Here is a 25,164-nt window from a genome sequence, read left to right on the forward strand (position 1 = left end):
TGCATTTAATTTCCGCCGGGAGTTTCTATAACACAATATATATTACATTAGATCAATTTATCTTTTGCCTAAATTTCCTGCATTTCGCTTACATAAAAGGTATTGTTCTCAATCCTGCAGATGATTACCCTCTGTCCCTGGCTTACGGCTTTATCTTCGATATGCCTGGCAGGTCCGGTACACTTTAAGGAATTGACAGTATACTGAATGGTGCCAAAGCCTTCTTCCAAAATATTGGTCGTAACTTCAGCCTGTATCCCTATCAACTGCTCTCTTGATACGTTGGAGGTGTTTTCGCTTTTGTAGACAGGCTTTACAACAAAGTTATAAAGGATGGCAGAAATAAATATGGCCGATATCAGTGCTGCGGCAAAAACAATTGCCGAACTCCAGCTGGAAAGCTTGACTCCCATTATTCCAAATCCGCCGAAAACCGTAAGAAAGGATACGGCCACCAAAGGGTTAATCAATACCGAAAACCAGGATAATATGGTATGGGACCCTCCTGTGTTTTCAGGAGCACCATGATCTCCATGCATGTCACCGCCGTGGTGTCCCGGGCTGTGGTCTACCTGTCCCATGCTGCCGGCATCCGAATGGATATGCCCTATTTCAGCATGGCCTATATCCACATGACCGTGATGTCCGAAATGTCCGTCCACGCCGGAGCCCACATCCCCTCCTCCGTGAAAGGCACCTGATATACCGCTGATCACCAGAGATACAAAGGTGTAAAAAACCCCTACCAAAAATACTACTATATAAAAGTAATACATACCGCCTTCACCCCCATCATTTACCAATTGTATAAATTTTCCTCTGAATTCATTGATTTAATTATAACTGAATCACTTGCTTTTCACAAATAGCAATATGAACTTATTTAGAATGAACTCAACTGTTTTAAGCATTTGCATTTGCTTTGTGTACAGGTGCAGTTCAAAGCTTTTATTTAGTGTTGTTATTGCCATTTCTCTCGTTTTTGCGCTGCTGCCAGAATTTGAGACATACGTTTAGACTATAAACCGGTGTTGTTTCCGGCCTTATTTTGAAAAAGGCATTAACGAAGTAGTTAATGCCCCTTTTTAAGTATTTATTGTTTAAATCATTTTTCCGATCAGCTTATTTCTGATGATTTTCTCAGACTTTGCCCTGTTATTTTTACTGAGTGTTTGTGCAGCTAAATCAAATGCTTTATTTATGATTGCATCACTCATTTGAAACTCCTTAGCTGCAAGTTCCATAACAATTTTGTCATGTTTGGGACTGTAGAGTCCGTTTTTCTTTTCCAGCTTTTTATATTGCTGCTGGCAAAATTCATATATTTCCAAACATTTTTTAGAATCCAACAAAGCTACACACTCCTTTCAATAATTTTATACCACCATTTAATGCTTCATAAACATTATACTTTAAAATTATTAATAATTTGTGTAGATTTTATGAAGATTATATTACTTTTCATGCAAATTATTTAAGAAGTTATTAATAGCCGGTCCAATAACAACTTAATAACATCATATTGGAATTATATATTTGAATGTTTTTAATAAAATTTACACATATTTATATTGACCCAAGTAAATTTTTGAAAGGATTGATATAATGCAAAATCATAAAAAGCAGGACAGTATATCAGTTAATATAATAAGTGAGCAGAACGAGGTAAAACCAGCGGCCCAAAAACCGTCCGGCAATGCCGGAAAGGATCCCTTCTGTGTCTACGATCATAAGAGACATGCTGTGGGTTCAATAATTGTCAACGAAGACGGCACACAGTCAGTATGCTGCGAGGACGGTTCCTGGAGAAACAAATAACCACATTGCGCAAAGCTTCAAGTGGTTCCCAATGGCAACAATATTGGAATACAAGTGTTTTGGCTGGGCAGAATGCCCGGACAGCCCGTCACGGGCAGTTCAAAAGACCCCTGCGGTTTGCCGGCTAAAACACTTGTATTCCACTAAAATTTCATGTATACACCTTCTCATTTGCCGTTCTGCATCCAGTCACAGGCCTCTTCAATGACACCGGCCAGCTTCTCCAGTCCGGAAGCATCCTCAGTATCAAATCTTCCTATTAAAGGACTGTCTATATCCAAAACCCCGACGACCTTACCCTCGCACCTCAATGGAATAACTATTTCGGAATTCGAGGCCGAGTCACAGGCTATATGCCCGGGGAACCGGTGCACATCCTCAACCAGCTGGGTCTTGTTTTCCGATACCGCCGTTCCGCATACACCTTTTCCTGCTGCAATACGGACACAGGCCACTTTCCCCTGAAACGGGCCCAATATCAGCTCATCATTTTTCAAAAGGTAAAAACCGACCCAGTTGATATTGTCCAGGACTTCATTGAGAAGTGCCGACGCATTTGCCAGATTGGCAGTCATATCATGCTCGCCTTCAAGCAATGCTTTCATCTGGGAGTGGAGCAACTTATACATTTCAGCCTTTTCTTCGGGACATGATACATTAATATCTTTCATATTGTGAATTCCTTTTTTGATTGAGACTGTCATCAGGTTCAGCCTTTTTTGCCTGTTTCCTGTCATTTTGCGTATTAAAAATATTTTCCGAGTTTATGAATTTCTCAAGTTCCAGGCTGTTCTTAAGTCTCAAAGCTTCGGCCTTCAGTTCGATCTCAGCCTTTAGCTGCTGTCTTTTCAGCAGGTAATCCTTAACCTCATGAAACAATCTTGGCCCGAATATAAGCACCAGCGCAACTACAGGAATAAGAATATCTTTACCCATATATGATAAATCCTCCGTATATCCACATTAACATACAAATCTTATTTGCCCAATAATACTATTAATTATAGCACATATAACATGTACATAACCAGCGGATTTTGGTAATAATTTATCCGAATATCAAGTTTTAGGGACGTTTTATATAAACAACCTTATTTGATTTCCGATCTCTCCCGATACAAGTCCTCCGTGGTAGCAGACCACTCTTTCAATATCATAGTCCAATAAGGTCTCAAGTGATTTTCTTGCCTGAACCATATCATAGGTATGTACCGGATTGGGTCCCGCAAGCTTTCCATCGCCGGCATTCAGTGCATCACCTGCAATAAGGGTTTTGTATTTTTCAAGATATATGCTGATATGCCCGGGAGTATGTCCTGCAGTATGGATAATCTTCAGATCGCCGCAGCAGGGCAGCACCTGCCCGTGATTAAGTGTATCCGTCACTTTTGGCTTATTGCTTGAAAACATTTCATCATATTCTTTTCTCTGTTCAGGGGTCAATTGAGCCAGTTCCTGTCTCTTTTTCTCCAGCATTTCCTTCGTAAATTTGATTGGCATCCGTTCGGCCTGGATATACGGCTTTTCAAGTTCATGTGAATATACATGGATTTTACTTTCTTCCGGTCTATCGTTATTTACAGTATTAACAATTTGCGCCAGGCTCCCGATATGATCCATGTCCTGATGTGTAATAATTATTTTCGTGAGCTTCTCAGGCTGGAGCCCCTCCTTCTTTATGAGTTCCATTATGCTTTGAGTCTGACCGGGCAGTCCTGCATCAATTAGTACAACCTCCTTTTCATCCCATAATAAAACAGGATAAATAAATCCCATATTTGGAACATTGGGTTCCAATTCAAGCACGGCAAAACCTTCTTCTACTTTCATAATAAACGAGGCTTAGCCTCTCCACCTCCATTTTGTATTTATTGATTTTTATGATAATCCATCAGAAAAATTTTTGTTTCATCAAACCATTTAAGTGATGCCTCAAGAGAAGTTATCCCATATCTTAAGGCTGCCAGCCAGAAAGGGTACTGCGGCTTTTTCTTCGCATCTTCACTGCCCATATAGTAGGAGTGAATCTGGTCCAGCTGTTTGTACTTAAGCTCGTTCCTTACCTTTGCCTCCTCAAGCATTGCCAGGATATCTTCGAGTTCCATCCTGTTGCCAAAGGATAATTTTAAAAGCAGTTCAGATCTTTCAGGCTGGTATTCCACCGGTTCAACCAGCCAGGCTCTCAAAACTGCAGCTCCTTTATCGGTGATATGGTAGCTTTTCCTTCTCACAGCTTCATCGGGGGAATCCCTTGCAATAAGTCCTGAACTCTCCAGCCGTGATAATACCGGATAGAGATGTCCGAAATTTTCATTCCAGAAGTAGGATATACTCTTGTCGCAGAATTTCTTGATGTCGTAGCCCGACATTGGCCCCAACAGGCTGAGCACTCCAAGCACAGCGTACATCGTTTTATTTTTCATAAGTTCTCCTTAAACAAAATGTATCAGAGTGATATAATAAAAGTATATCACTCTGATACATTTTGTCAATAACATAAAAATATCTCGCATGTATTTAAATTTGTATTAGTTTTGTGCCACGCCTTTATAATCAAACATTTTTTCCAGGACCGAATAAGCATTTTTATTTTTTGCTTTTGCTATCTCATCCTTCTTATACTCAACCCTGACAGCCAAATAATAATCTTTTTCGGGAAAGCCCAGATCAAGCAGAAATTTGATTTTTTCGGTGGGCAGGGCATATATATGCGTATCGCTTTGTCCCTCCAATTTCGACATTACTTCGGGGTTATCGCCCACATCCAGTCCATGGCTTTTTGCCACATCATCCAAAGGTTCAAAAACTCCCTGCTCTTTATATATTTGCAGAGTATTCCCATCCACAAGCACAATCTGGGCACCATCCGAGGAGAATTCAAGATCAACCCTGGGTCCCATCAGAGGCACAAAACCCAAAGCCTTCTTACTGTCATTATTGACATCCTTGATAACTGTCTCAAAATATTTATTGACATCCTCCTGTGCCTTCTCTTCGATCTCCCTTCCGTCGGTAACATATCCGATCTGAATATCAGGCTCGGTACCGCCGCTTGAAAGTATAATAATCGCCACTGCAGTAACAAGAAGAAGTACGCCCACTATCACATAATTCCTGTAATAATACCAAAAATTTGAAAGCTTGCTTGCCATTTACCCGTTCCTCTCTTTTCATGTAAATATTTGACCGGTATTCATTTCCTTGATTTATCTTAATTTACATTATATAGGCCGGCAGTACATCAATGTCAATACTATTTTTAAATGCCGGTATATCTGTTGAATTTTTAGCACTTTGAGCATATACTCAGAGCCCATGGATTGCCTGCATTAAATTGGCTTTTTTGTCCCTGTACATAAAAACTGCCGACAGGATTATCACCAGTCCTGATACCGACAGTATAATAAACGGATGTATCCTGTCAATTGTCAGCCCGGTAATAATAATTCCAAGCGGCGCTATTCCATTGGCCAAAGTCCCCAGTATTCCTGTTAATCTCCCCCTCAGTTCTTCGGGAGTCAATCTCTGAAGTGCCACCAATATGGGAGTGTTGATTGCAACTAATACCACTCCCAAGCCAAGCAGAAGAATGCTGTTATAGGCAACCAATACGACTGTAAGGTTCAGCACAGGAAGCCCCAAAACCGGCAGACCTACCATTATAACAATTATTCCGATCAGCGCAAGCTGGGCAGCAAGTTCCTTTGTTGTCTTCCGGCTTTCTTTCCTGCTTCCGAGTATAATCGAGCAGACAATCATTCCAGTGAAATAGCAGCCTTCAAATATTCCGAAATGTGTAGAATTCATTTTCAGTACAGTGTTGATGATATATGGATAAACGACGTTGAGACATGCATTGAGAAATAAATTTATGATCAGGACATACTTAAGCAATGAACAAATTATTTTTTGTTGTTTCAAAAAACTAATTATTTCGCTTATTTCCTGTTTGAGGTTTTTTAAGTTCTTCATATCCGGAATTGCAGATGAATCTTTCTTTTGATTGAAGTGAAAATTTATGAAAAATTCCAGGGCAGCTGAAATGAAAAAAGATGCGGCATTCAAGATTAAAAATAAATAAATGCTCACCATTCCAAATATCACTCCTGCAATTATAGGAGATATAACACCTGCAATAGCCCCTGCCGTCGATGTAAAGGAATTAATTTTTACAAGGCTCCGGTCATCCACCAGATCTGGAAGCGAGGACAGCAGGGATGTGTCATAAAAAACATTTATTGCAGACAGCAGAAAGCTGACAATGTAAATCTGGAGAATCTTGAACCCGGCCATTTCCGAATAACCCAGCAGCCCGGCAACTATCAGTCCGCTTAATATATCAAAAGCAATGGTGAGCTTTTTCCGGTCCATCCTATCCGCCAGCACACCGGCAAAGGGGCCCAGGACTATTCTCGGCAGCATTCCGATCAGAACGTTCAATGCAAAGGAAGCACCTGAGCCTGTCATTTTCAGTATGAACAACGATAGTGCGAAATTATAAATACTTGTTCCAAGCAGTGAAATAGTTTTGGATGTCAAATATAAAGTTATATTTAACTTTTCTGCATATGTATTCTTTTTATTTTTCCCACCCTGTACATTTTCCAAGTAATCCATATGAATATCTCCTCAATAATATTATTTTTGATAATCGTCACATCCTGAAATATTCAGGTATTTCAGAGATTAGGTTTAATTTAATTTAACTCATGTTTCATGATAATCCCAAAAACCAGTATTGTCAATAAATTTGTTTAATATAATTAAACTTTAATAATCCGGCTTTAACCTGACTATTGTATATCTTCTAGAAATATACTATAATTCTATTAAGCAAGATAATTCAGTAACAGGATTGATCATAAAGTTAAATTTTGTTTAACAAACGATTTGAAAGGATGGATGTTTTGATAAATAAAGCAGGAGAGAAGATTAAAGCCCTTAGAAAAGCACATAAAATGACTCAATCTGAATTGGCCGGCAATGAATTGACCAAAAGTATGTTAAGCCAGATTGAAAACAATATTTCAAATCCATCCTTTAAAACACTTCAGTACCTTGCTGACAGGCTAGGAAAACCTGTCAGCTATTTTCTTGAGGAAAATTACGTTGAAAGCGGCAAGCAGGACCGGTCTGTTTATGAGGATACGGTTATATTAACCGAAATCAACCGATTAATAGACTCAGATCAGCTTGAGCTTGCCCAAAAGCAGCTGGCTGATGTTCCTGAAAATAATTTGACAGGTTTTTTTAATAAAAAGACATATGCAGACCTTTTATTAAAGTTGGGAAGTAAATTAAACAGCTCAGGCCGTATTGAGGAAAGCAGGGCCTGTCTGAATAAATCCATTAAACAATATGTCTCCGCCAATCTTTACGTGGAAGCCGCAAAGGCCTATGTCGAGCTGGCTTTCAGCTTCTACCGGCAGTTCGATTACCAGGAATGCCTTAAACTGTCCGAAAAGGCTTTTGAGTTATATGACAAGGAAATAAATAAAGAACCCTTGTTTGAAATCGAATTGTATTATTATAAAATATTGGTGCTTTTTGCAGTGGGAGATATGAAAAGTGCATCCGATGCAATCAGCAAAACAATAGAGCTTTCCTCCCGGACGTCCGTTTACTTCAAGACCGGAGAATTGTACAGGCTCAATGCAATTTTTAATTATCTGAGTTCCGACCGGGAGCTGTATAGAATAAACCTCGATAAATCAAAACAATATGCCGAGTTTACAGAAGATAATGTTTGCATTGCAAAGATATACACTGTTGAAGCATATTTTTCACTGGAAGAAAATAATTGGGAAAGAGCCCTGGAATATTCGGAAAAAATCAAATTCTGCCTGGGACGTGAAACATACATATACCACCTTGTCAGAGGCAGGGCACTATTTCAGGCAGGCAGCTGCCGTCAGGCATATGAAAGCATAGTAAAGGTAGACTATCCATCCGGCGAGACACACAGGTTTGACTATCTGAACATGTGGTCGGCCAAAGTATATGAAGGGCTGATACTTAACAAACTCGGCAGGTATGCCGAAGCCGTTGAGGCAGTTAAATACGGGATTGAGAAAATGTCCATTTTCAAGGAATCAAAATTTCTGTTGAACGCATATAAGGCGTTAAGCGATATTTATTCAGAAGCAGGTGACTTCAAAAACGCCTTTACCGCTTTAAAAATTGCCAACGAGCTCCAGGAGAAGGTAAATAACGGCAGCATTTTGTTTTAAATCACATACCGTCCAACGCATTAAAGGCTCATAACCTGTTTATCGTGTTATGAGCCTTTGCATATTAAAATTGCTGTTATATTCCTGCATTTCTTGTTAATTAGCCGCTGCCTCCGAATGTGCTTTGATAAGTTCAACGGCATTATAGAGCAATTCAGCAGCTTCGGCGCGGGTAATCTCGTCTTTGGGATAGAAATTCCCCTCTTCATCAAGCTCTGCGACACCATATATCAACGCTCTTTGAATGACCCCGCCATACTGCTCCGACATCTGGCCGGCATCCTTTATTTCAGGCGGCATGATTTTCGGCAAAGGCAGTTTGTAATGCCTTTCCATAGCAGTAACCAGGGTGTTTGTGAACTGTTCTTTTGTCCAAAACCGGTTCATTTCTATGTCTTTATCTACTTCTACTCCATTAACGGAAGCAGTGATCAGAGCATTTGCATACCACGCATCATTATCGGCCTTGGTAAAATAATCAGTGGCTTTTGGTTCTTTTGCAAAACGTACCAGGTTAAGGTTCAAGTCCAGAGTTTTTACCAGCATGTGCAGTGCCTGGACTGTTGTCACCCTTGAATTTGGTGAAAATATACCTTCACTGGTACCTGCTACAATTCCCCTCTCCTGCAGTGAAATTATCTTATCCTTTGCAGGTACGTCGGACAAATCCTTAAATGGTATTGAAACTGCTACTGCACTGAGTGTAACCGAGAGTGAAAGAACTGCTGCGGATGAAAGTGTAATTATTTTCTTTTTAAATGTCATGAAATCACCTCTTATTATCTTGTTATAAGGACTATGCAATATTAGACAATATATAAAAGAAAAATGTTCCATTTCAGAGCTCTAATATATATCTCAAATTTATCTCAGATTTATTTCAGTATGATTACTTTCACATAATAATTCACATAATAATCAGTATGCTCCCTCCTGCCTGGTAAAACTTTGCCGCAATATTCACTGTACCCGTTGTATGATAAATCAACTATTTTCCAAACATTATTCATTTGATATAAGTAAATTCTAATATTAAATAAATACTGTTTAAATTTATCCAACTATCAATTATAATAAAGGAATATGCTTATGCTTTGCATACAATAATATGATACACGCAGGTGGATTTTATGAACAAAGGATTAAAAAGATTATTAATCGGCAGACCATTAAAAAATGAAGAGATTCAAGGAGAAAAATTTGGTGTCTTGTGGGGACTGCCCATACTCTCCAGCGACGCAATTTCCTCTGTTGCCTATGCAGGGCAGGAAATTCTGCTGGTTTTACTTCCCATTGCCGGTTTTCTGGCCTTTAAATACATGGCCTACATTTCTCTGGCAATTATTGTGCTTTTAGGTATTTTGACTCTTTCATACCGCCAGACAATCGACTGTTACCCCAATGGCGGCGGTGCTTATGTGGTTGCCAAAGAAAATATAGGTTTGATTGCAGGAGTTACAGCCGGTTCATCACTGTGCATCAGCTATATACTGACAGTGGCTGTAAGTATTGCATCCGGTGTCCAGCAAATTGTATCTGCATTTCCTGTTTTGAAGCCATATACCTCCTACCTGTGCGTGCTTGTAATAATACTCATGACGCTGGGTAATCTGAGAGGTATAAAGGAATCTGCCAAGCTTTTCAGCCTTCCTACTTATTTCTTTATTTTTTCAATCCTTTTAATGCTTGTTGTAGGCGTTATAAAGATTTTTGCAGGATATAAGCCGGAGCCCCTCGTTTTGGATGAAAGCAGCTTTCAGCCTGTAACACTGTTTTTAATCCTCAGCGCATTTACAAACGGCTGTGCTGCACTTACAGGCGTCGAGGCCGTGAGCAACTCAGTACCAAACTTCAAAGCACCCTCCACTAAAAACGCAAAAGCGGTGCTGGCTCTTTTGTCAACCCTGGTTTTAATTGTTTTCGGAGGAACATCTATTATTGTCAATTACTATCCGATAAATCCCGAGAAGGGTGCAATGCTGGTCCAGATAGCCCAGATGATTTTCGGAAGAAATATATTCTTTTACACCATAACCGTTCTTTCCTTCGCCATTCTGGTACTGGCCGCCAATACCGCATATTTCGGGTTTCCAAATCTTATATCGGTAATGGCAAGAGAGGGTTATGTCCCAAGGCAGCTGAGTATGAGAGGGGACAGATTAAGTTTTTCAAATGGAATTATCTCTTTGTCAGCTATAGCAGCCCTGCTTATTTTAATATTTAATGCCAATGTAACAAGACTTATTGGTCTATATGCCATTGGAGTTTTTATATCATTTACTCTGTCCCAGGCCGGCATGTTTTTCAGATGGATCAAAAACAAGGGTGACAATTGGGTCGTTAAAGCGGCAATAAACGGGTTTGGGGCATTTGTGACCTTTGTAATAGTAATCGTTATTGCAATAACAAAGTTCACCATGGGAGCCTGGATCGTTGTAATTGTTATCCCCGTTATGATCTTCCTGATGCTGAAAGTAAAGACCCATTACATGGCTCTGCATAAGCAGTTAAAAATCAGCCCTGAAGAATTGAAGGATGTCAGTATCCCCAGAGATGTTTATACAAATAGAGTTATTGTGCCCATTGCAAGTATAAACAGGGCCAGTATACGTGCATTGAGATATGCCAGAACAATCTCAGACAATGTAGTGGCTTTTAATGTCTCTATTGATGAGGAACAGGGCAAAAAAGTACGTGAAAAATACAACATGCTGGACACCGATATACCTTTAATTGTCAAATACTCACCTTTCAGGAGGGTAGTTGAACCTCTTCTGATGTTTATAGAATCTGCCGAATACGATTATCAGAAGGGAGATATCATTACCGTTATTCTGCCGCAGTTTGTGGTAAAGAGGTGGTGGAACAACGCTCTTCACAATCATACAAGAGCTATAATAGAAAGGCAGCTCATCAGGCATAAACATATTGTTATCTGTACCATGCCTCTTCAAATGAAGGATGATGACAGGGTCCTTAAATCACATAAATATAAATAGATGAAAAGAGCTGGATGACCCTTTATTGCGCATCCAGCTCTTTTTATCTGTCAATCCCTGCCCTTTATCTCAACAGCGGTCCTTATCAAGTCTACAAACTCAGAATCTTCCTTGTTTAAATCCATATCACCCATTTCATCCTTTAACACCTTATATACGTCTTCAAGGCTTGTATTGCTTGCCCAGGAACTGCCCTTGAGAATTTCAGCGGTCTGGGCCACCATTGTAATAAATTTGAATCTTGGAGTCGCATTATAAAAACTGTCACGGATTAAGGAAGACTTTATATTTTTGCTTATTTCAGTTACTCTGTCTGTGTCGGGGTTCTTATATCTTAACTTAACCGTACCGATATATTCCTGCACCGAATTCTTAAGCTTCACCTCATATAATGCCGTAACTGCATGCCCCGCTCCGATCTCTCCCGCATCTACACTGTTGTTTCTGAAATCCTTATCTTCCAGCGCTCTGTTTTCATAGCCTATAAGCCTGTAACTTTCAATACTGTTTTTATCGAATTCAATCTGTGCCTTTGCGTCTTTAGCTATGACCTCCAATGTACCTGCCAGTTGATCTATAAAGACCTTCCCGGCCTCATCAAGTGTATCGATATAAGCATAATTACCATCGCCTTTGTCGGCAAGTGTCTCCAGGAATATGTCATTAAAATTGTCCATTCCGAAGCCAAGCGTTGTTAAAGTTATTCCTTTTGCTTTATAATCCTCAACCATTTTCAGAATATCTTCCGCTTTTGTTATACCCTGGTTTGCCACACCGTCGGTGCAAAGAATTATTCTGTTATTGCCATTTTCCATAAAGCTGTTGTAAGCCATATCGTAACCTAATATCAAACCTTCGGCGGCATTGGTGGAACCCTCCGGTTCCAGCTTATCAATAGCCCCAAGTATACGTTTTTTGTCATCTCCCGAAGTCGGCTCCAACAGCTTTCTTCCGTTTGTTCCATAAATCACTATACCGATTTTATCATTTTTGCCCATCTGATCCACCAATATTTTAAGACTCTTCTTGACAAGTGTAAGCCTGTTATCCATTCCCATGGAGCCGGAGACATCAATAACAAAGGTCAGTGCCGTTCTTTTCAGATTGGCAGCAGAAACCTCCTTACCCTGTATTCCGACCTCCAGAACATGATATCCCCTGTTAAAAGCAGAAGGAGCCATCTCTGTAAAAATTGAAAAGGTGTCTCCTGATGAGACGGGATAATCCCGGTTAAAATAGTTTATAAACTCTTCGACCCTGATAGCGTCCTTAGGCGGCAAAGAACCTGAATTAATGTACTTTCTGGCTATGGAATAGGAAGCCGTATCCACATCCAGAGAAAATGTTGACTGTGGCTGCTCCATTACATCTTTGAACGGATTCACTCCATAGTCCTTAAAATATGTACCTCTGTATTTTTTATCCTGTGACTGTACCGCTTTGCCTGATTCAGTTACATTATCGGCAGTTTGGGATCCGCCGTCTCTTATGTTTCCAGAATCTTCATCGATGGAATAAGTATCTTCCGAAGGCCTTATATAACCATTTAAGGTTTCATTGTTATTGCCTGCAGTAGCTTCTGCCGTGTCTGCCCGGTTTGAATTTCCGCAGCTGCCCAAAAGGACCGTACAAATTAAAATAAGTAATAACCATAAAGTTCCCGATCTTCTCATGCCATTTAATAAACTTTTCATTTTTAAGCCCCCCTTATCTATATCTCTGCTGTTTTTAAATTCAATTTCATTATATGTTGGGCTTATTTCTTTTCTAATTCAATGTTGTAACAAAATTGTAACATTATAATACAATGACACATTAAAAATTGCCGGACAGATCATGCCAGATGCAATATCAAAGTGGCTATAGTTCCTCCTTTTTCAGCAGTATCCAAAAAAATTCTCCCATTGTGCTTCTCAATGATTTCCCTGGATATTGAAAGTCCAAGACCGCTGCCTGCGGCCCCTTTAATATTCTGAGATCTATAGAAACGGTCAAATACTTTTTCCAGATCTTCTTCCGGTATTCCTATTCCCTCATCTGTTATTGTGATGATTGCGTTGGTATCATCTGCTGTAAGCTGTATTATTACTGAGGTACCGGTTGGTGAATACTTAATGGAATTATCCAATAGATTAACCATAACCTGAATTAATTTATCCTTATCCCCATTGATATAAATGTTCGGGAATATTTTACATACCAGTTCTATCTGGTGCCCTGCAGCTCTTTCCTTCATCCGGTCTGCAATTTCATCAATTAAAAAGGACAAATTAACTTTTTCAAAGGTAAATTTCTCTTTGAAAGAATCCATCCTGGACATCTGCAGAAGATCATTAACCATGTTTGTCAGCCGTGAAGTTTCATTATTAAGGTGATATATGACTTTATCCAGCCCCGGTTCCCCAATCACCTCATCCGCCAGGTACTCGGTGTACCCTTTAATTGCAGCCAGTGGTGTCCGCAGCTCATGTGATACATTGGAAACAAATTGCTTTTGACGATCAATATGCTCCTTGAGCTGCATACCCATATCATTGATACTCCTGCTCAGCTGTCCCAATTCATCATTCCGCTCAATGCTCAGCATTTCAAAGTCCCTTTTGGCATACTTTTCGGTTGTTGTCACAAGCTTTTTTATGGGCACCGCCAGTCTCCGGGATATAAAAACACTGAGGACCACAATAATCATACAGAATATTCCCGCACCAACGCATAAAAATAAAACAACCTTATTTAAAACCAGGTTCAGCAGGTCAAGTTTGTAATTGATTACTACAATACCCAGAGTTCTTCCATTCATTTCAACAGGAGAAGAAATATAATATATATTATTTTGTATATAATTAACGGTTTCGCCCTTCTGAGCGGGAATAAGGACATTTTTTTCATATTCCCCCATATTAAAATCAGGATGCTCAAAGACATCAACCAGTCCGCTCAGCAGCTGCAAATCATTATTGTATATCAGGAGCTGCCCTATTCCGGAGCTCAGATTGGCCGCTGTCATTTTGGCATTTTGTTCATTCAGTTCTTTTTTGCTGTTTTTTTCAAATAAAAATACCTGTTTTATATATTCCTGTACGGTGCTGTTTTGTTGTATCAGCTGCTGCTCAACGGTGTTGATCCAATAAGACTCTATACTTTTCAAAACGAAAATTCCTACTATGAGCAGCACCACCACAGAGGTCAGGGAATAATACAGAACCAGCCGCGTGCTAAACTTCATATTAACCTCCATGAGCCATATTATGGCTTTGAGCCGCATAGCGGCCACATTCTAACCTCCGAAACGGTAGCCCAATCCAAAAACCGTCACAATATGCGCCGGGCTGCCGCTGTCATCTTCAATCTTTTTTCTCAGCCGGGCAATACATATGTCGACCACGCGGCTGTCACCCATGTAGTCATAGCCCCAAACCTTTTGCAGCAGTTCATCCCGGCTGAAGGTTTTCCTCATGTTCCGGGCCATCAGCTCCAGAAGCTGATATTCCTTGGCTGTCAGTACAATTTCCTCTTCATTCTTATAGACAGCCATATTGGCAATATCCAGCTTTAACTCCAGGTGTGTTATTGACTCGGCTTCTTCCTCCTTATTGGCTCTTCGCAGCAGTGCTTTGATCCTGGCCAGCAGCTCCATTATCTCAAAGGGCTTAGTGACATAATCGTCTGCTCCCAGCTCCAATCCCAGAACCTTGTCTATTGTTTCGTGCCTGGCAGTGACCATAATAGTGGGAATTCTTTTATTAGTGTTTAGCTGTTTGCAGACCTGATGACCACTCATGTCAGGCAGCATTATATCCAGTAAAATAAGGTCCGGTTTAAAGGCTTCCGCCATTGCCAAAGCCGTTTTGCCGTCAGCTGCCGTGGCAACCTCATATTTTTCCCGTTTCAGTACCAGCTCCACCAGATCTCTCAGGGAAGGTTCGTCATCTACTACCAATATCTTTTTCATATATGTACCTCAAATTTGTTTACTTTTTAAGCTTCCTTATTATTATGAAGCCCAGGACACCGGCAACTATTAAAATGATTATATTAAATATCAGCTTATAGTTTATATTTATTTCTTCCGAGTTCCCTGAAGACGAAACTTTGTCGGTATTCTCAATATTTAAAAGGTCATAGCCCTCTGTCAGTATTTGATCCTTATAATTTGAGATATCATAACTTTTCGGGGTATTTATTTCATTACTGCCATACTTCAAAGTATAATTCTTTGTTTCAGAGCCTTTGAAAACCAGCTCATCAACCAGATATTCCACCTCAACACCCGTTACTTCCACAGGCTTGTCGTCTTTATTTTGTATAGTTATTTCAGCTTCATTTTCTACACTCAAATAAGACTCAAGAGGAATTGTTAAATCCCGGTACTGTACGTTATTAAATTCAAGATTATAGAGTGTTTTTGTCACGCTGCCGTTGAAGGTTGCATTTCTTTTGAAGGTACTTCCGGTTTTAAGTGAGACCTTATTAAGCTTAAGATTTTTCATATTTTTTAATTTGATAACAGTTGTATTTCCTTTTTCTTCGGCAATATATTCTGGAGCCAGTGTTTCAATAAAGTATTCCTTATTCTGCAATGTCCTGTCATAGTTTAGTGTAACAGTTGAAAACTCCACCCTCTCCAGATTGTTGAAAAGTTTGAAACGGTAGCAGGTATACTTCTTACTGCCGCTGAAGTTTATGTTCAGTTTACTGTTCCCGTCCACATTATAAATAATATCATCCTGAACTTTTTCCCAATGGGTGTTATCGTAACTTCCCCAAAGCTCAAGCTGCTTGGCAAAGTTTGTGCTGCCGCTGGAAATTTCCATGGACGTGGCTGCAACATCTGACGGCACATTGTCCCTCAGGACATAATCATAATAAAAACAATCCTCTTTGACAAAGGAATTGACCAGTTCCAGCTCATAGCTCTTATGCACACTTTCCTTGCTTTCCTTGAAACTGTTTATAAAATATGGCACAGGCTCGTTATTATTATCAAAAACCATTATATCCGCCATGTTTTCAGATAGATTATTATAAACTTCAGCCGTCAGTCTAACAGCCTTATAATTCTTTTCCCCATGATTTTTTACATCCGCGTTGTATGAAAAATCAGCCGCATATACAAACATTGAACTGAATACAATGAATATTGCAATATTAAGTATCATTCTTTTTTTCATCAGGCATTACCTCACCAACAAAATTAATCTTCCTGCTAAAGTATTGATAGACAAAGGAAATGGCCAGGAGAGTCAAACCAAATATAAAGTATGAAACGATTCTATAGCCCTGTGTCAGGAAGGACAAATCAATAACAAACAATTTTGCCACTGCCATAATGCAAAAACCCAGACCAAATCTCCTTATTAACACATACTTCTTAATGAATCCGAAAATAATCCAAGAAAGTGCGGTCACTAAATAGACAACACTTATTAATGCATTATTAAATCCAAGATTAAACTGCATTATCAGATTTTGAGTCAATATGACAATAAAATATAATGAGATAATAAGAGGATATAATTCAATTCCGATTTTCCGTTTGGCCACCAGCTTCATTATGAACTCACGTACCGCCAATAGGGATAACAGCGAGATTACGGCTATTTCAACCGTCCCGAGGATACACGTTCCTCTCGAAGCATTGCTCAGAGAACCTGCAACCGGTGAAAAGAAACTCAGGATAAATAATGAGGCAACTCCTATTAAATAGAGTACGGAAGATATGACCTCAGTCACTTTATCCTTAATAATATTGATTTTAGGTATAAGGTATGCAATTATAAAGCCGGCTAAAATCATCGCAGAATTGATCAGATAATCCAGACTAAAATCACTGCCCATTAAAGGCTTATACAAGTAGTCTTTCAACTCAACTCCCAATAAATATAAAGAGAAAAACCATATATTTATCAGGGTAATATATTTATAAACTTTAGCTGACCCGGCCGAGATCTCATTTTTATAAATCAATGCGCTTAGAATTACAAGACTTCCGGCCGTTACAGCCAGATATTTATATACAAACAGCAAGCTGTGATAATTTGGTATATCAAATAATATAAAGGCGGCAAGACACAGGAAGGTAATTACCGTTCCCGCTCTCTTAAAGCCTTTTACATTCCTGATTATGCCGTATGTAAGCAGAGCTGTGCCTTCAATCAGCCACCCCAGTGAGAACCAGGTTTTATCAAATTGGAAGGGGATTATCAGCGCAACAAAGGTAAGACCGGTAATGTAAAACAGAGCTCTTGCCTTTCTCTCTTTTTCCATAAAGCTTTCAGAAAATCTTCCCATGGCAATATATACGACTGCAAAAGTGACAGCAAGAGCGCCGGTAAAATCTTCAAGCCCGGTGATGTAAAATACCGTGTAAAGCAAAATGCTGCTTATAACAGTGTTTTTTGCCAGCAGCACAATGTCTGAGGTCCTGAAACTGAGCTTATACCTGTATGCACCGGCAACAGGTATGAGGGTATATATTATAAAAGCCAGAACAATATAGGCTATTGAAATCAGATCATCCGCTGAAAATCCTGCGTTGCCTGTATGTCCGCCAAACATGATGGCCAATATATAGATTGAACCGATAACATTAAGCCAGAAGCCCATATATGCAGTTACAAGCCACCTCTTGTTTACCGAAATAACCAATGCCAGCAGGTTGAGCAGAACAAAATATACCATCGCACCGTAAACAATGTTCTTATCCCCTTCAATGGAAAGTATGGGCAGATACCCCCCAATAATTGCAAAGCAGGATATGGTCTGGGAGCCATATCTCTGGGACAGTACAAAAGCACCTGCAGTTACCAGAACGGTTAATCCCAGAGCAGGGAACATACTCAGCAGATTAAAGTTGAAATAGCTCAGGGCCAGTCCTACGTATAAAATTGCAATCCCCCCGCTTGTAAGCCCGATTGAAAAAATGTTGGTTTTCTTACGGTTGAAGAATTCACCGGCCATCAGCATTACCAGGCCTATAACAAAGGTAAAAATACTTTTCAGAATGTCCGGCAACCTGAAATATGTAAACTGGGAAGCTGCTATTATTCCTATTATCAAAAGAAAAATTCCCAGTTTATTTATGATATTCAGTCCGATAAAGGATTCTATGTTGTTCTGTTTTATCCGGCCTTTAATCTCTTCTTCGGTCAGCCGTTCCTGCTGCAGCTTCTGGAATCCGGCAGCCCGGCTTTCATTCAAGGCTTTTGAATTCCTTAATATTTCCTCCCTGGCAGCCCTGACCCTTTCTTCAAGCAATTTTCTAAGTTCATATATCCTGGGATATATCTCATCCTGGAGATTCACCCTGTTGGCCTGCAAAATACCAGCCATTTCATCTATCCGTTTCTTTTCGGTCATTTCAAAGTAAGTAAGTCTGTTTAATTCACCTTCGATATTGGATTTAAAATAAACCTCCAACTTTTTATTTGTTGAGTTGAGAATCTGGATCTTTTCGTTGTATAACTGTTCATAAACAGCATTCCTGAGATTTTTGTTTTCTTCGGACAGCCTTTGATTGTCTGCTTTTTCCCTATTAAAAAACTCTTTTAATTGGGAAATTTCCGCTTCCAGTTTTTGGTTTTCACCCAATAAATCCGTGGCTTCAATTGATGAAATTTCCTTCTCAAGGTCTGACACCATCTCTTTATGCCTGGCTAATATACCTTTAAGGTTATTCACCTCTAACACAAACTTCGCCTCCTTTCGATTATACATACCAAATTTTATCATAATTATATCAAATTTGTAACCAGCTGCATAAAGAGTATATTTTTCTACACAAAAATACACCGGCTTTTAACTTACTTTACGGAATAACTCTGTAGCAGCCCCTGCTTTTCATCCCAGAGTTTTTTTGAAAGATCCACATAATATTTGTGCGGATTTTCAAACCTTTTTACTTCGTCCCATATGGTATCCAACTGGGCTTGGCAAAACTCCTTTATCTGCTGTGTATTGGGGCTTTCATACACACATTTGCCCTTCTCAAAAACGGGCACCAACAGCTTTTGAGCTCTGAAACCGGTCAAGGTTTTTCTCTTCCAGGTATATTCAGGGTCGAATATTTCATAGGGCTCATTTTCATCAATCACTTCGTCATGCATTGTCAGCACATCTGCAATAGCCTTGCTGCTCTCTTTGTCATACAACCTGTAAACCTGCTTGAAACATGGATTGGTCACCTTTCCCACATTCTCGCTCAACTTGATCTTGGGTATGATAATTCCGTCTTCCTCAATGGCAACCAGTTTGTAGACCCCTCCAAAAACCGGTTCGGATCTGGAAGTGATCAATCTCTCTCCGACACCGAACAAATCAACCTTTGCTCCTTCGATCAAAATATCTCTGATTATAAACTCATCCAGGGAGTTTGAAGCCACTATTTTGCAATCGTGGAAACCTGCCGCGTCCAGCATTTTTCTGGCGGCTTTTGACAGATAGGTAATATCCCCCGAATCTATCCTTATGCCTTTTGGTCTGAATCCCCTGGGCACGATTTCTTCATTGAATACCCTAATGGCATTGGGAACCCCTGATTTCAGCGTATTGTAGGTATCCACCAGAAGAGTGCAGTTGTCGGGGTAGGTCCGCGCATACATACGGAATGACTCAAGCTCATCCGGAAACATCTGGATCCAGCTGTGCGCCATTGTACCGATTGCAGGAATGTTGAATTCCTTTTCTGCTATGGTGCAGGCCGTTCCTACGCAGCCGCCGATGTAGGCGGCCCTGGCACCATAAATGGCACCGTCATAGCCCTGTGCTCTCCTGGAACCGAACTCCATAACTTCCCTGCCCTGCGCAGCCCTTACGATTCTGTTTGCCTTTGTGGCAATAAGACTCTGATGATTGACGGTAAGTAAAATCATGGTCTCAATAAATTGGGCTTCTATTACAGGCCCTCTCACAATAACCACAGGTTCACCCGGAAATATGGGTGTTCCTTCGGGCACAGCCCACACATCGCAGCTGAACTTAAAATTCATCAGGTATTCAAGAAAGTCTTCACCAAATTGTTTTCTTCTCAAATATTCTATATCGGACTGGCTGAATTTAAGATTTTCAAGGTAACGGATGACCTGCTCGACTCCTGCCATAATTGCAAAACCGCCATTGTCAGGCACCTTTCTGAAAAACATATCAAAGTATGCTATCTTATCCTTCCAGCCGTTTTGAAAGTAACCATTGGCCATTGTTATTTCGTAGAAATCGGTAAGCATTGTCAAGTTCATATTATTCATATAGATATCTCCTTTATATAAGTGCGGCAATAATTTCGATCCCGTTAATATGCATATTATAGAGGGCCATTAAATTGGTCAGATCACCGTTATGAATGCCCAGATCATAGGTATCAACTGCGTTTATGGGAACGATGATACGTGAACTTCTGTTTTGCTTGTTAAACCAGGTTTTCAAGGTGATTGAGAACTGCTGTACACAGATGTCGGTACAGTCGCCGGTGACTATAAATGTATTTATGTCCGGATTTTGCCCAAGCCAGTTTTGAAATTCCTCTTCCAAAAAGCCATTGGTAGAGTTCTTCGGGATGAGCTTGTAACCTCCCGCATTTTTAATTTCATCAACCACCTCTGCCTCGGAAGTATCTTTCAGACAATGAACAGGATAAGCTTCAAACTCAGGTGATATCCCGGTATGATTATCGGCAAAAGCCAGTTTGGAAATCCCCAGTTCATCACATTTTACAGATAAGCTTACAATCTCAGGTATCAGCTCCTCCACCCTTTTGCTCATTAAGGCTCCGCTCCTGGCAAAACCGTTTATCATGTCTATCATTACCAGCACAGTATGAGTTGAAGGCAGTTTCTCCAGTTCTATTGCTCCTGCCTCCTCAAACATTTTGTATAAATCATACAGAGTTTTGGAGCTATCTCTTGCAAAATCCTCCATACTTGTATATTTCATAGGCACAACCCCCTTAAAATTCATTAATCTGTTCTTTCAACTACTCTTTAACAATTTTCCTTACGGATTATTCTTTTATTCATTTTCCTTGTTCCAGTCGGTATTGAATCTGTAAAGTTTAGATGGTCTGTGTCCTGCATCTTTTGTGTATTGGTTCGTTTCAATCACCATATGGGCGGTTTTCCTTCTAAAATTGGCCTTTAACAGTTCAGTATCAAGAATCACCTCATACACCTGCTGGAGCTGTGTGAGTGTGAAAAGCTCCGGCATCAAATTGAAGGCTATATCGGTATACTCTATTTTGGATCTGAGCCTTTCCAGGGCATATTCGATTATTCCGGCATGGTCAAAGGCAATTCCGCTGCATTCTTCTATACTTCCATAAGTTCTTACAGTTCTTCCGCTGACGGTTTTTACTTTTTTTATTACAGCCTCCAGATCCTTTTCGCCCTCACAGGCAAGTTTTAACTTATAGAGCCTTTGCTGTTCATATCCGGTGCCTGTCAAAGTCCTGTGCTCCTGAAACAATTTACACTGCACCGAAAACCATTTGGCATCGGCTGCGTCATCGTTTGCTACCACTTCCAGTGTGCTGCTGTCAGCCAATGCCATATAGGATGTACTTATGATTCTGGCTCTGGGGTCCCTGTCCGCCTCCCCCCAGGTATACAGCTGTTCCATATAGATACTGTCTATATTGGTTTCCTCTTTTAATTCTCTCACAGCCGCCTGTTCAAGACTTTCATCCATTTTTACAAAACCGCCCGGCAAGGCCCACTGACCGATAAACGGGTGCTCGCCCCTTTTGATCAGCAGGAGCTTAAGCTCTTTATCGGGAAGAGTCCTGTAATTCCTTTTCTTCGCGTCGGTAACAGTAAATATAAGCATATCTACCGTAACCGATGGCCTTTCGTATTTGTACGGATTATAGGCTGCAAGGAATTCTTTTTCTGTCTGCCCGTGCGAATTTACTTTTTCATTAGAAGCCATTACATCCACCTATTTTTCTATTATTTTATTTGCCTTTGTTCTTACCATTCTGTTATTATCATATTGTTAATAACATTATATTCCAAACATGGTCTATTGTCAATCTTCCCCCTTCCAGTATGCAGCTTTTCATTATATAATTTCTATTAGGGATCGTATATATTAAAAATGATCAAATATCAGCCTTCAGGAGTGCAGCATGTATTATATTGTTTTTGATCTGGAACTTAATCAGGACTTCTCTTCATCACAGAATAAATATGCCAATAGAGCCTCCGCACCCTTTGAGATCATTCAGATAGGTGCTGTTAAACTGGACCGGGAGTTCGATACCGTTAATACCTTTAACCGGTATGTAAAACCTGCGTTTTATGAGAAAATAAATCCATTTATAACAGGATTGACAGGAATAACCACCGAACAGCTTCAGACAGAAGAAACATTTCCTGAAGTATACAGGCAGTTTAAAGAATTTACAGGCGGGACCGGCTCTGTTTTCTGTGTATGGGGTTCCTCGGATGTGAAGGTATTATTCGGAAATGCGGGAATCCATGGCTTGAGCACCGGGTTTTTGCCAAAAAAATATATTAATATTCAGCCATATGCCTCCTTATATTTCAACTTTCCGGTAAAAAACCTGCTAAGACTTGAACACGCGGTTCAAGCCCTGAACATTCCCATTGATTATACCTTTCACAATGCCTTTCATGATGCTTACTACACCGCCGAAATATTTAAGAAAATCTACAATTCCTTTATACAGCCAAAGTTTTATGACCCCTCTGTTATACCTGACAGGCCTCCGAGACAGCCTAAGAGGTCCATCGATATTGAAGGCCTTGTAATGCAATTTGAAAAAATGTATGACAGAGAGCTCACCCATGAAGAGAAAGGCATGATATTACTTGCGTTTAAAATGGGAAAAACAGGCCAGTTCCTAAAATAACTTACTTACCCATTTAAATAAGCATACATTTTTGCAATTTTACTCAACATGATTTATACTATTTAAAAGAGTTATTTATGGGGGCATGCCAATGATTGATTTACACATTCATACAACCTCCTCGGACGGCTCCGAGGAACCTGAAGAAATTCTTAAGAAAGCCGGTCAATTGGGGTTGGAGTATATCTCCATCACTGATCACGATTCTATTGGTGCGTACCAAAAGCTGAGCAGGAATAATACAAGAAATCTTTTCAAAGGCAAAATCATACCCGGCTGTGAGTTCACTGCGGTACACAATGGAAAACCCATTGAAATACTGGGTTACGGTATTGATTTAGATATAATAGAAGCCGCCGGTATTGTTTCAGATGAAAAATTCCTTCAAAGAGAAAACGGATATCTGAAAAAATTGATGGAAGTGTGTGAAGACCTTAATCTTACGTATAGCAAAGAGCTGTCTATAAAGGGTACGAAATATTTTGCATCACAGGTGCTGCATTCAGATTTGAGAAAGTATCCCGAAAATGAAAAATATATGGGAAAAGATATCTGGGAGAATTTGAATGCCTTTTACAGGACTTGTGTCACCAATGAAAGCAGTCCTTTTTTCCTGGATCAGCTAAAAGACTGCCTATCGGCCGGGGAAACTGCAGGCCTGATCAAAGCTGCAGGCGGGAAGGCATTTCTGGCTCATCCCTATGTATATTTTGAAACGGATTATAAAGAATTTCTGGACTCCATAGTAATGCTCAACGTTCTCGATGGTATAGAATGCTACCACTCTCTCCATTCAGCCGACAGGACAAGGTATCTTCTCGAATACTGCCGTGAGCACAATTTGTACTCTTCGGGAGGAAGTGACTATCACGGCAGACTTAAACCCACCGTTAACCTTGGAGAAAGCATCAGAGGGGTAAAAATACCTTACGATATATTGGCACCATGGCTTCCGTCAAATTTAATATAAAGCGTTTAATGCTTGTTGTTCGCCTTCAACCTCCATTTGGCTTTCATCCGGTGTTTCAACAGCAAAATTCCCATTATAATTGCGGTATTCATAGGTTTCGCTTGAGCTGTAAAGATACCTTCCGAAATAATCCGAATCCAGATACTCACTGTGGGTCAGAGTTATCCTGTTTATAAGGTGATTGTTTTTATTTATACTGATTTCCAGATAAGTATCTACAGGTTCAAATTCATAATCTTCTTTATTTGCATGCAGAAATGCATTTCCTTTCAGCAGAATTGTATTGTCTTTTTTATTTTCTTGAATGGTCAGCCCGCAATACAATATGTCGGAAATTTCAAAGCTGCCTGCGTCATAATTCAGTATCCAGTACCTATACTCCTGCTCTGAAATTAATTTCTTTTCCCACCGGTCCTTAAAGAAATTCTTTGAATATATATAGTTATTATATAGATAATACTCACTGATACCGGTATCTGAACCATTCGCAGAGTCCCTTCCATTCCCCTTTATAGTCATTATCATTTTTTCCTTATCAACCTTGCTCACTGTTGACGCTTTACCGGTCACCGGATAATCCCCGTAATCCGATATGGATTCCTTTGAGTATTCCACTTCATATCTGCCAGCCGCTTTTGATGCGGCAACAGCCTTATCAAGAACAGCTTTAACCCTGTTATAATCGCTGGACTTTTGAATATATACGCTTTTCTGTTCAGCATCCCATGCATATTTCATATCCAGCAGCTGCGCTGTGGATTTTGCAGGTATGTAATATATGTTTTTATATAAAACAGGCGCAGCATTGAGTACTCCCGAGGACTTACCCACTGCTGCTCTGGTGCTGTCAACCGTCATTTTGATCTGTTTTTTGCCGGTATTGATTATCAGGTTCTTTTGGTTTTTGTCCAGTTGGATGTGCTTGTTGTCATTGGGAATCCCCAGCTTGACCAGCAGTTCTTTACCGTTTAACAATATCTGACCGTTGACAGCAATCGGATTGCTGCTGAACCTGACCCGCTGCCCGCCGACAAACACTTTAACATTTGCACTTTCCGCAATGTTGACGGCAGCATATGAATAACTGTTAACACCCAGGCAAATTAACAATGCCGACAATAATCCCGCTATAATTTTCTTCATGCATTTCTTCATAAAATTCCCCTTAATTTCTTACCTGCACCCGTTTTTGTGCCCTGTAATTTTTGGATTTATAAAGTTTCCGGTGTGTTAATTATAGCATTATTTGCCTGGAAAAGCCAAAGGTTCGAAGTGTCACATAGT

23 protein-coding genes are annotated in these 25,164 nt (G+C 39.9%); 5 read left to right on the forward strand and 18 right to left on the reverse strand.

Annotated elements, in window-relative coordinates; all coding sequences use genetic code 11:
- Positions 1 to 68: 68 nt before the first annotated feature.
- Positions 69 to 776 carry an NfeD family membrane protein gene (locus CTER_RS02475; protein ID WP_004623563.1) on the reverse strand — a complete coding sequence of 236 codons (708 nt, stop codon included), beginning with the start codon at positions 774 to 776 and terminating at the stop codon, positions 69 to 71.
- A 324-nt stretch (positions 777 to 1,100) separates the two neighbouring features.
- Positions 1,101 to 1,352 carry a hypothetical protein gene (locus CTER_RS02480; protein ID WP_004623569.1) on the reverse strand — a complete coding sequence of 84 codons (252 nt, stop codon included), beginning with the start codon at positions 1,350 to 1,352 and terminating at the stop codon, positions 1,101 to 1,103.
- 253 nt (positions 1,353 to 1,605) lie between these two features.
- Here CTER_RS02480 and CTER_RS02485 point away from each other — a divergent pair, with 253 nt between their 5' ends.
- The gene (locus CTER_RS02485) at positions 1,606 to 1,818 is read left to right on the forward strand and encodes a hypothetical protein (RefSeq protein ID WP_004623544.1); all 213 of its coding nucleotides are present in this window, start codon (positions 1,606 to 1,608) and stop codon (positions 1,816 to 1,818) included.
- Between the two features lie 167 nt (positions 1,819 to 1,985).
- Here CTER_RS02485 and CTER_RS02490 read toward each other — a convergent pair whose 3' ends face one another.
- The 6 genes from CTER_RS02490 to CTER_RS02515 all read right to left on the reverse strand — a co-directional run bounded on the left by CTER_RS02490 (position 1,986) and on the right by CTER_RS02515 (position 6,435).
- On the reverse strand, positions 1,986 to 2,489 hold the full coding sequence (locus CTER_RS02490) for a GAF domain-containing protein (protein WP_004623494.1): 504 nt from the start codon (positions 2,487 to 2,489) through the stop codon (positions 1,986 to 1,988).
- The gene (locus CTER_RS02495; RefSeq protein ID WP_004623510.1) at positions 2,476 to 2,754 is read right to left on the reverse strand and encodes a hypothetical protein; all 279 of its coding nucleotides are present in this window, start codon (positions 2,752 to 2,754) and stop codon (positions 2,476 to 2,478) included. The genes CTER_RS02490 and CTER_RS02495 overlap by 14 nt, the downstream gene beginning before the upstream one ends.
- A 141-nt stretch (positions 2,755 to 2,895) precedes the next feature.
- The gene (locus tag CTER_RS02500) at positions 2,896 to 3,624 is read right to left on the reverse strand and encodes an MBL fold metallo-hydrolase (RefSeq protein WP_004623553.1); all 729 of its coding nucleotides are present in this window, start codon (positions 3,622 to 3,624) and stop codon (positions 2,896 to 2,898) included.
- A gap of 62 nt (positions 3,625 to 3,686) precedes the next feature.
- On the reverse strand, positions 3,687 to 4,241 hold the full coding sequence (locus tag CTER_RS02505; RefSeq protein ID WP_004623539.1) for a PadR family transcriptional regulator: 555 nt from the start codon (positions 4,239 to 4,241) through the stop codon (positions 3,687 to 3,689).
- A gap of 105 nt (positions 4,242 to 4,346) precedes the next feature.
- A complete protein-coding gene (locus CTER_RS02510) occupies positions 4,347 to 4,970 on the reverse strand; it encodes a hypothetical protein (protein WP_004623524.1) in 624 nt (207 codons plus the stop codon).
- A gap of 154 nt (positions 4,971 to 5,124) precedes the next feature.
- Positions 5,125 to 6,435, reverse strand: a complete 1,311-nt coding sequence (locus tag CTER_RS02515) for an MFS transporter (RefSeq protein ID WP_004623589.1) — start codon at positions 6,433 to 6,435, stop codon at positions 5,125 to 5,127.
- 290 nt (positions 6,436 to 6,725) lie between these two features.
- Between CTER_RS02515 and CTER_RS02520 the strand changes: the two genes are divergently transcribed.
- The gene (locus CTER_RS02520) at positions 6,726 to 8,048 is read left to right on the forward strand and encodes a helix-turn-helix domain-containing protein (protein ID WP_004623536.1); all 1,323 of its coding nucleotides are present in this window, start codon (positions 6,726 to 6,728) and stop codon (positions 8,046 to 8,048) included.
- Between the two features lie 96 nt (positions 8,049 to 8,144).
- On the opposite strand, the gene CTER_RS02525 is transcribed toward CTER_RS02520, so the two are convergent.
- Complete coding sequence (locus tag CTER_RS02525) at positions 8,145 to 8,813, reverse strand: S-layer homology domain-containing protein (RefSeq protein ID WP_004623504.1); 669 nt, start codon at positions 8,811 to 8,813, stop codon at positions 8,145 to 8,147.
- A gap of 365 nt (positions 8,814 to 9,178) precedes the next feature.
- On the opposite strand from CTER_RS02525, the gene CTER_RS02530 reads away from it, so the two are divergent.
- Positions 9,179 to 11,047: an APC family permease gene (locus CTER_RS02530; protein WP_004623468.1), complete on the forward strand. Its 1,869-nt coding sequence runs from the start codon at positions 9,179 to 9,181 to the stop codon at positions 11,045 to 11,047.
- 50 nt (positions 11,048 to 11,097) lie between these two features.
- On the opposite strand, the gene CTER_RS02535 is transcribed toward CTER_RS02530, so the two are convergent.
- The 8 genes from CTER_RS02535 to CTER_RS02570 all read right to left on the reverse strand — a co-directional run bounded on the left by CTER_RS02535 (position 11,098) and on the right by CTER_RS02570 (position 21,964).
- Complete coding sequence (locus CTER_RS02535) at positions 11,098 to 12,741, reverse strand: vWA domain-containing protein (RefSeq protein ID WP_004623526.1); 1,644 nt, start codon at positions 12,739 to 12,741, stop codon at positions 11,098 to 11,100.
- 140 nt (positions 12,742 to 12,881) lie between these two features.
- On the reverse strand, positions 12,882 to 14,273 hold the full coding sequence (locus tag CTER_RS02540) for a sensor histidine kinase (RefSeq protein WP_004623516.1): 1,392 nt from the start codon (positions 14,271 to 14,273) through the stop codon (positions 12,882 to 12,884).
- A gap of 51 nt (positions 14,274 to 14,324) precedes the next feature.
- A complete protein-coding gene (locus tag CTER_RS02545) occupies positions 14,325 to 14,999 on the reverse strand; it encodes a response regulator transcription factor (RefSeq protein ID WP_004623525.1) in 675 nt (224 codons plus the stop codon).
- 19 nt (positions 15,000 to 15,018) lie between these two features.
- On the reverse strand, positions 15,019 to 16,218 hold the full coding sequence (locus CTER_RS02550) for a hypothetical protein (protein WP_004623568.1): 1,200 nt from the start codon (positions 16,216 to 16,218) through the stop codon (positions 15,019 to 15,021).
- Complete coding sequence (locus tag CTER_RS02555; RefSeq protein ID WP_004623474.1) at positions 16,196 to 18,736, reverse strand: DUF2339 domain-containing protein; 2,541 nt, start codon at positions 18,734 to 18,736, stop codon at positions 16,196 to 16,198. The genes CTER_RS02550 and CTER_RS02555 overlap by 23 nt, the downstream gene beginning before the upstream one ends.
- Before the next feature lie 113 nt (positions 18,737 to 18,849).
- Positions 18,850 to 20,289 carry a nicotinate phosphoribosyltransferase gene (locus tag CTER_RS02560; protein WP_004623585.1) on the reverse strand — a complete coding sequence of 480 codons (1,440 nt, stop codon included), beginning with the start codon at positions 20,287 to 20,289 and terminating at the stop codon, positions 18,850 to 18,852.
- Between the two features lie 13 nt (positions 20,290 to 20,302).
- Complete coding sequence (locus CTER_RS02565; RefSeq protein WP_004623542.1) at positions 20,303 to 20,974, reverse strand: cysteine hydrolase family protein; 672 nt, start codon at positions 20,972 to 20,974, stop codon at positions 20,303 to 20,305.
- 75 nt (positions 20,975 to 21,049) lie between these two features.
- The gene (locus CTER_RS02570; RefSeq protein WP_004623442.1) at positions 21,050 to 21,964 is read right to left on the reverse strand and encodes an NUDIX hydrolase; all 915 of its coding nucleotides are present in this window, start codon (positions 21,962 to 21,964) and stop codon (positions 21,050 to 21,052) included.
- Positions 21,965 to 22,163: 199 nt separating this feature from the next.
- Here CTER_RS02570 and CTER_RS02575 point away from each other — a divergent pair, with 199 nt between their 5' ends.
- Both CTER_RS02575 and CTER_RS02580 read left to right on the forward strand, forming a co-directional pair.
- A complete protein-coding gene (locus CTER_RS02575) occupies positions 22,164 to 22,910 on the forward strand; it encodes a 3'-5' exonuclease (protein ID WP_004623446.1) in 747 nt (248 codons plus the stop codon).
- A 91-nt stretch (positions 22,911 to 23,001) separates the two neighbouring features.
- Entirely contained in the window at positions 23,002 to 23,880 is an 879-nt protein-coding gene (locus tag CTER_RS02580; RefSeq protein ID WP_004623458.1) for a PHP domain-containing protein, read from the forward strand.
- On the opposite strand, the gene CTER_RS02585 is transcribed toward CTER_RS02580, so the two are convergent.
- Positions 23,872 to 25,035 carry a copper amine oxidase N-terminal domain-containing protein gene (locus CTER_RS02585; protein WP_004623435.1) on the reverse strand — a complete coding sequence of 388 codons (1,164 nt, stop codon included), beginning with the start codon at positions 25,033 to 25,035 and terminating at the stop codon, positions 23,872 to 23,874. The genes CTER_RS02580 and CTER_RS02585 overlap by 9 nt on opposite strands.
- Positions 25,036 to 25,164: the final 129 nt, after the last annotated feature.

Origin of the sequence: Ruminiclostridium cellobioparum subsp. termitidis CT1112 (assembly GCF_000350485.1) — a bacterium.
Lineage (GTDB): Bacteria > Bacillota > Clostridia > Acetivibrionales > DSM-1351 > Ruminiclostridium > Ruminiclostridium termitidis.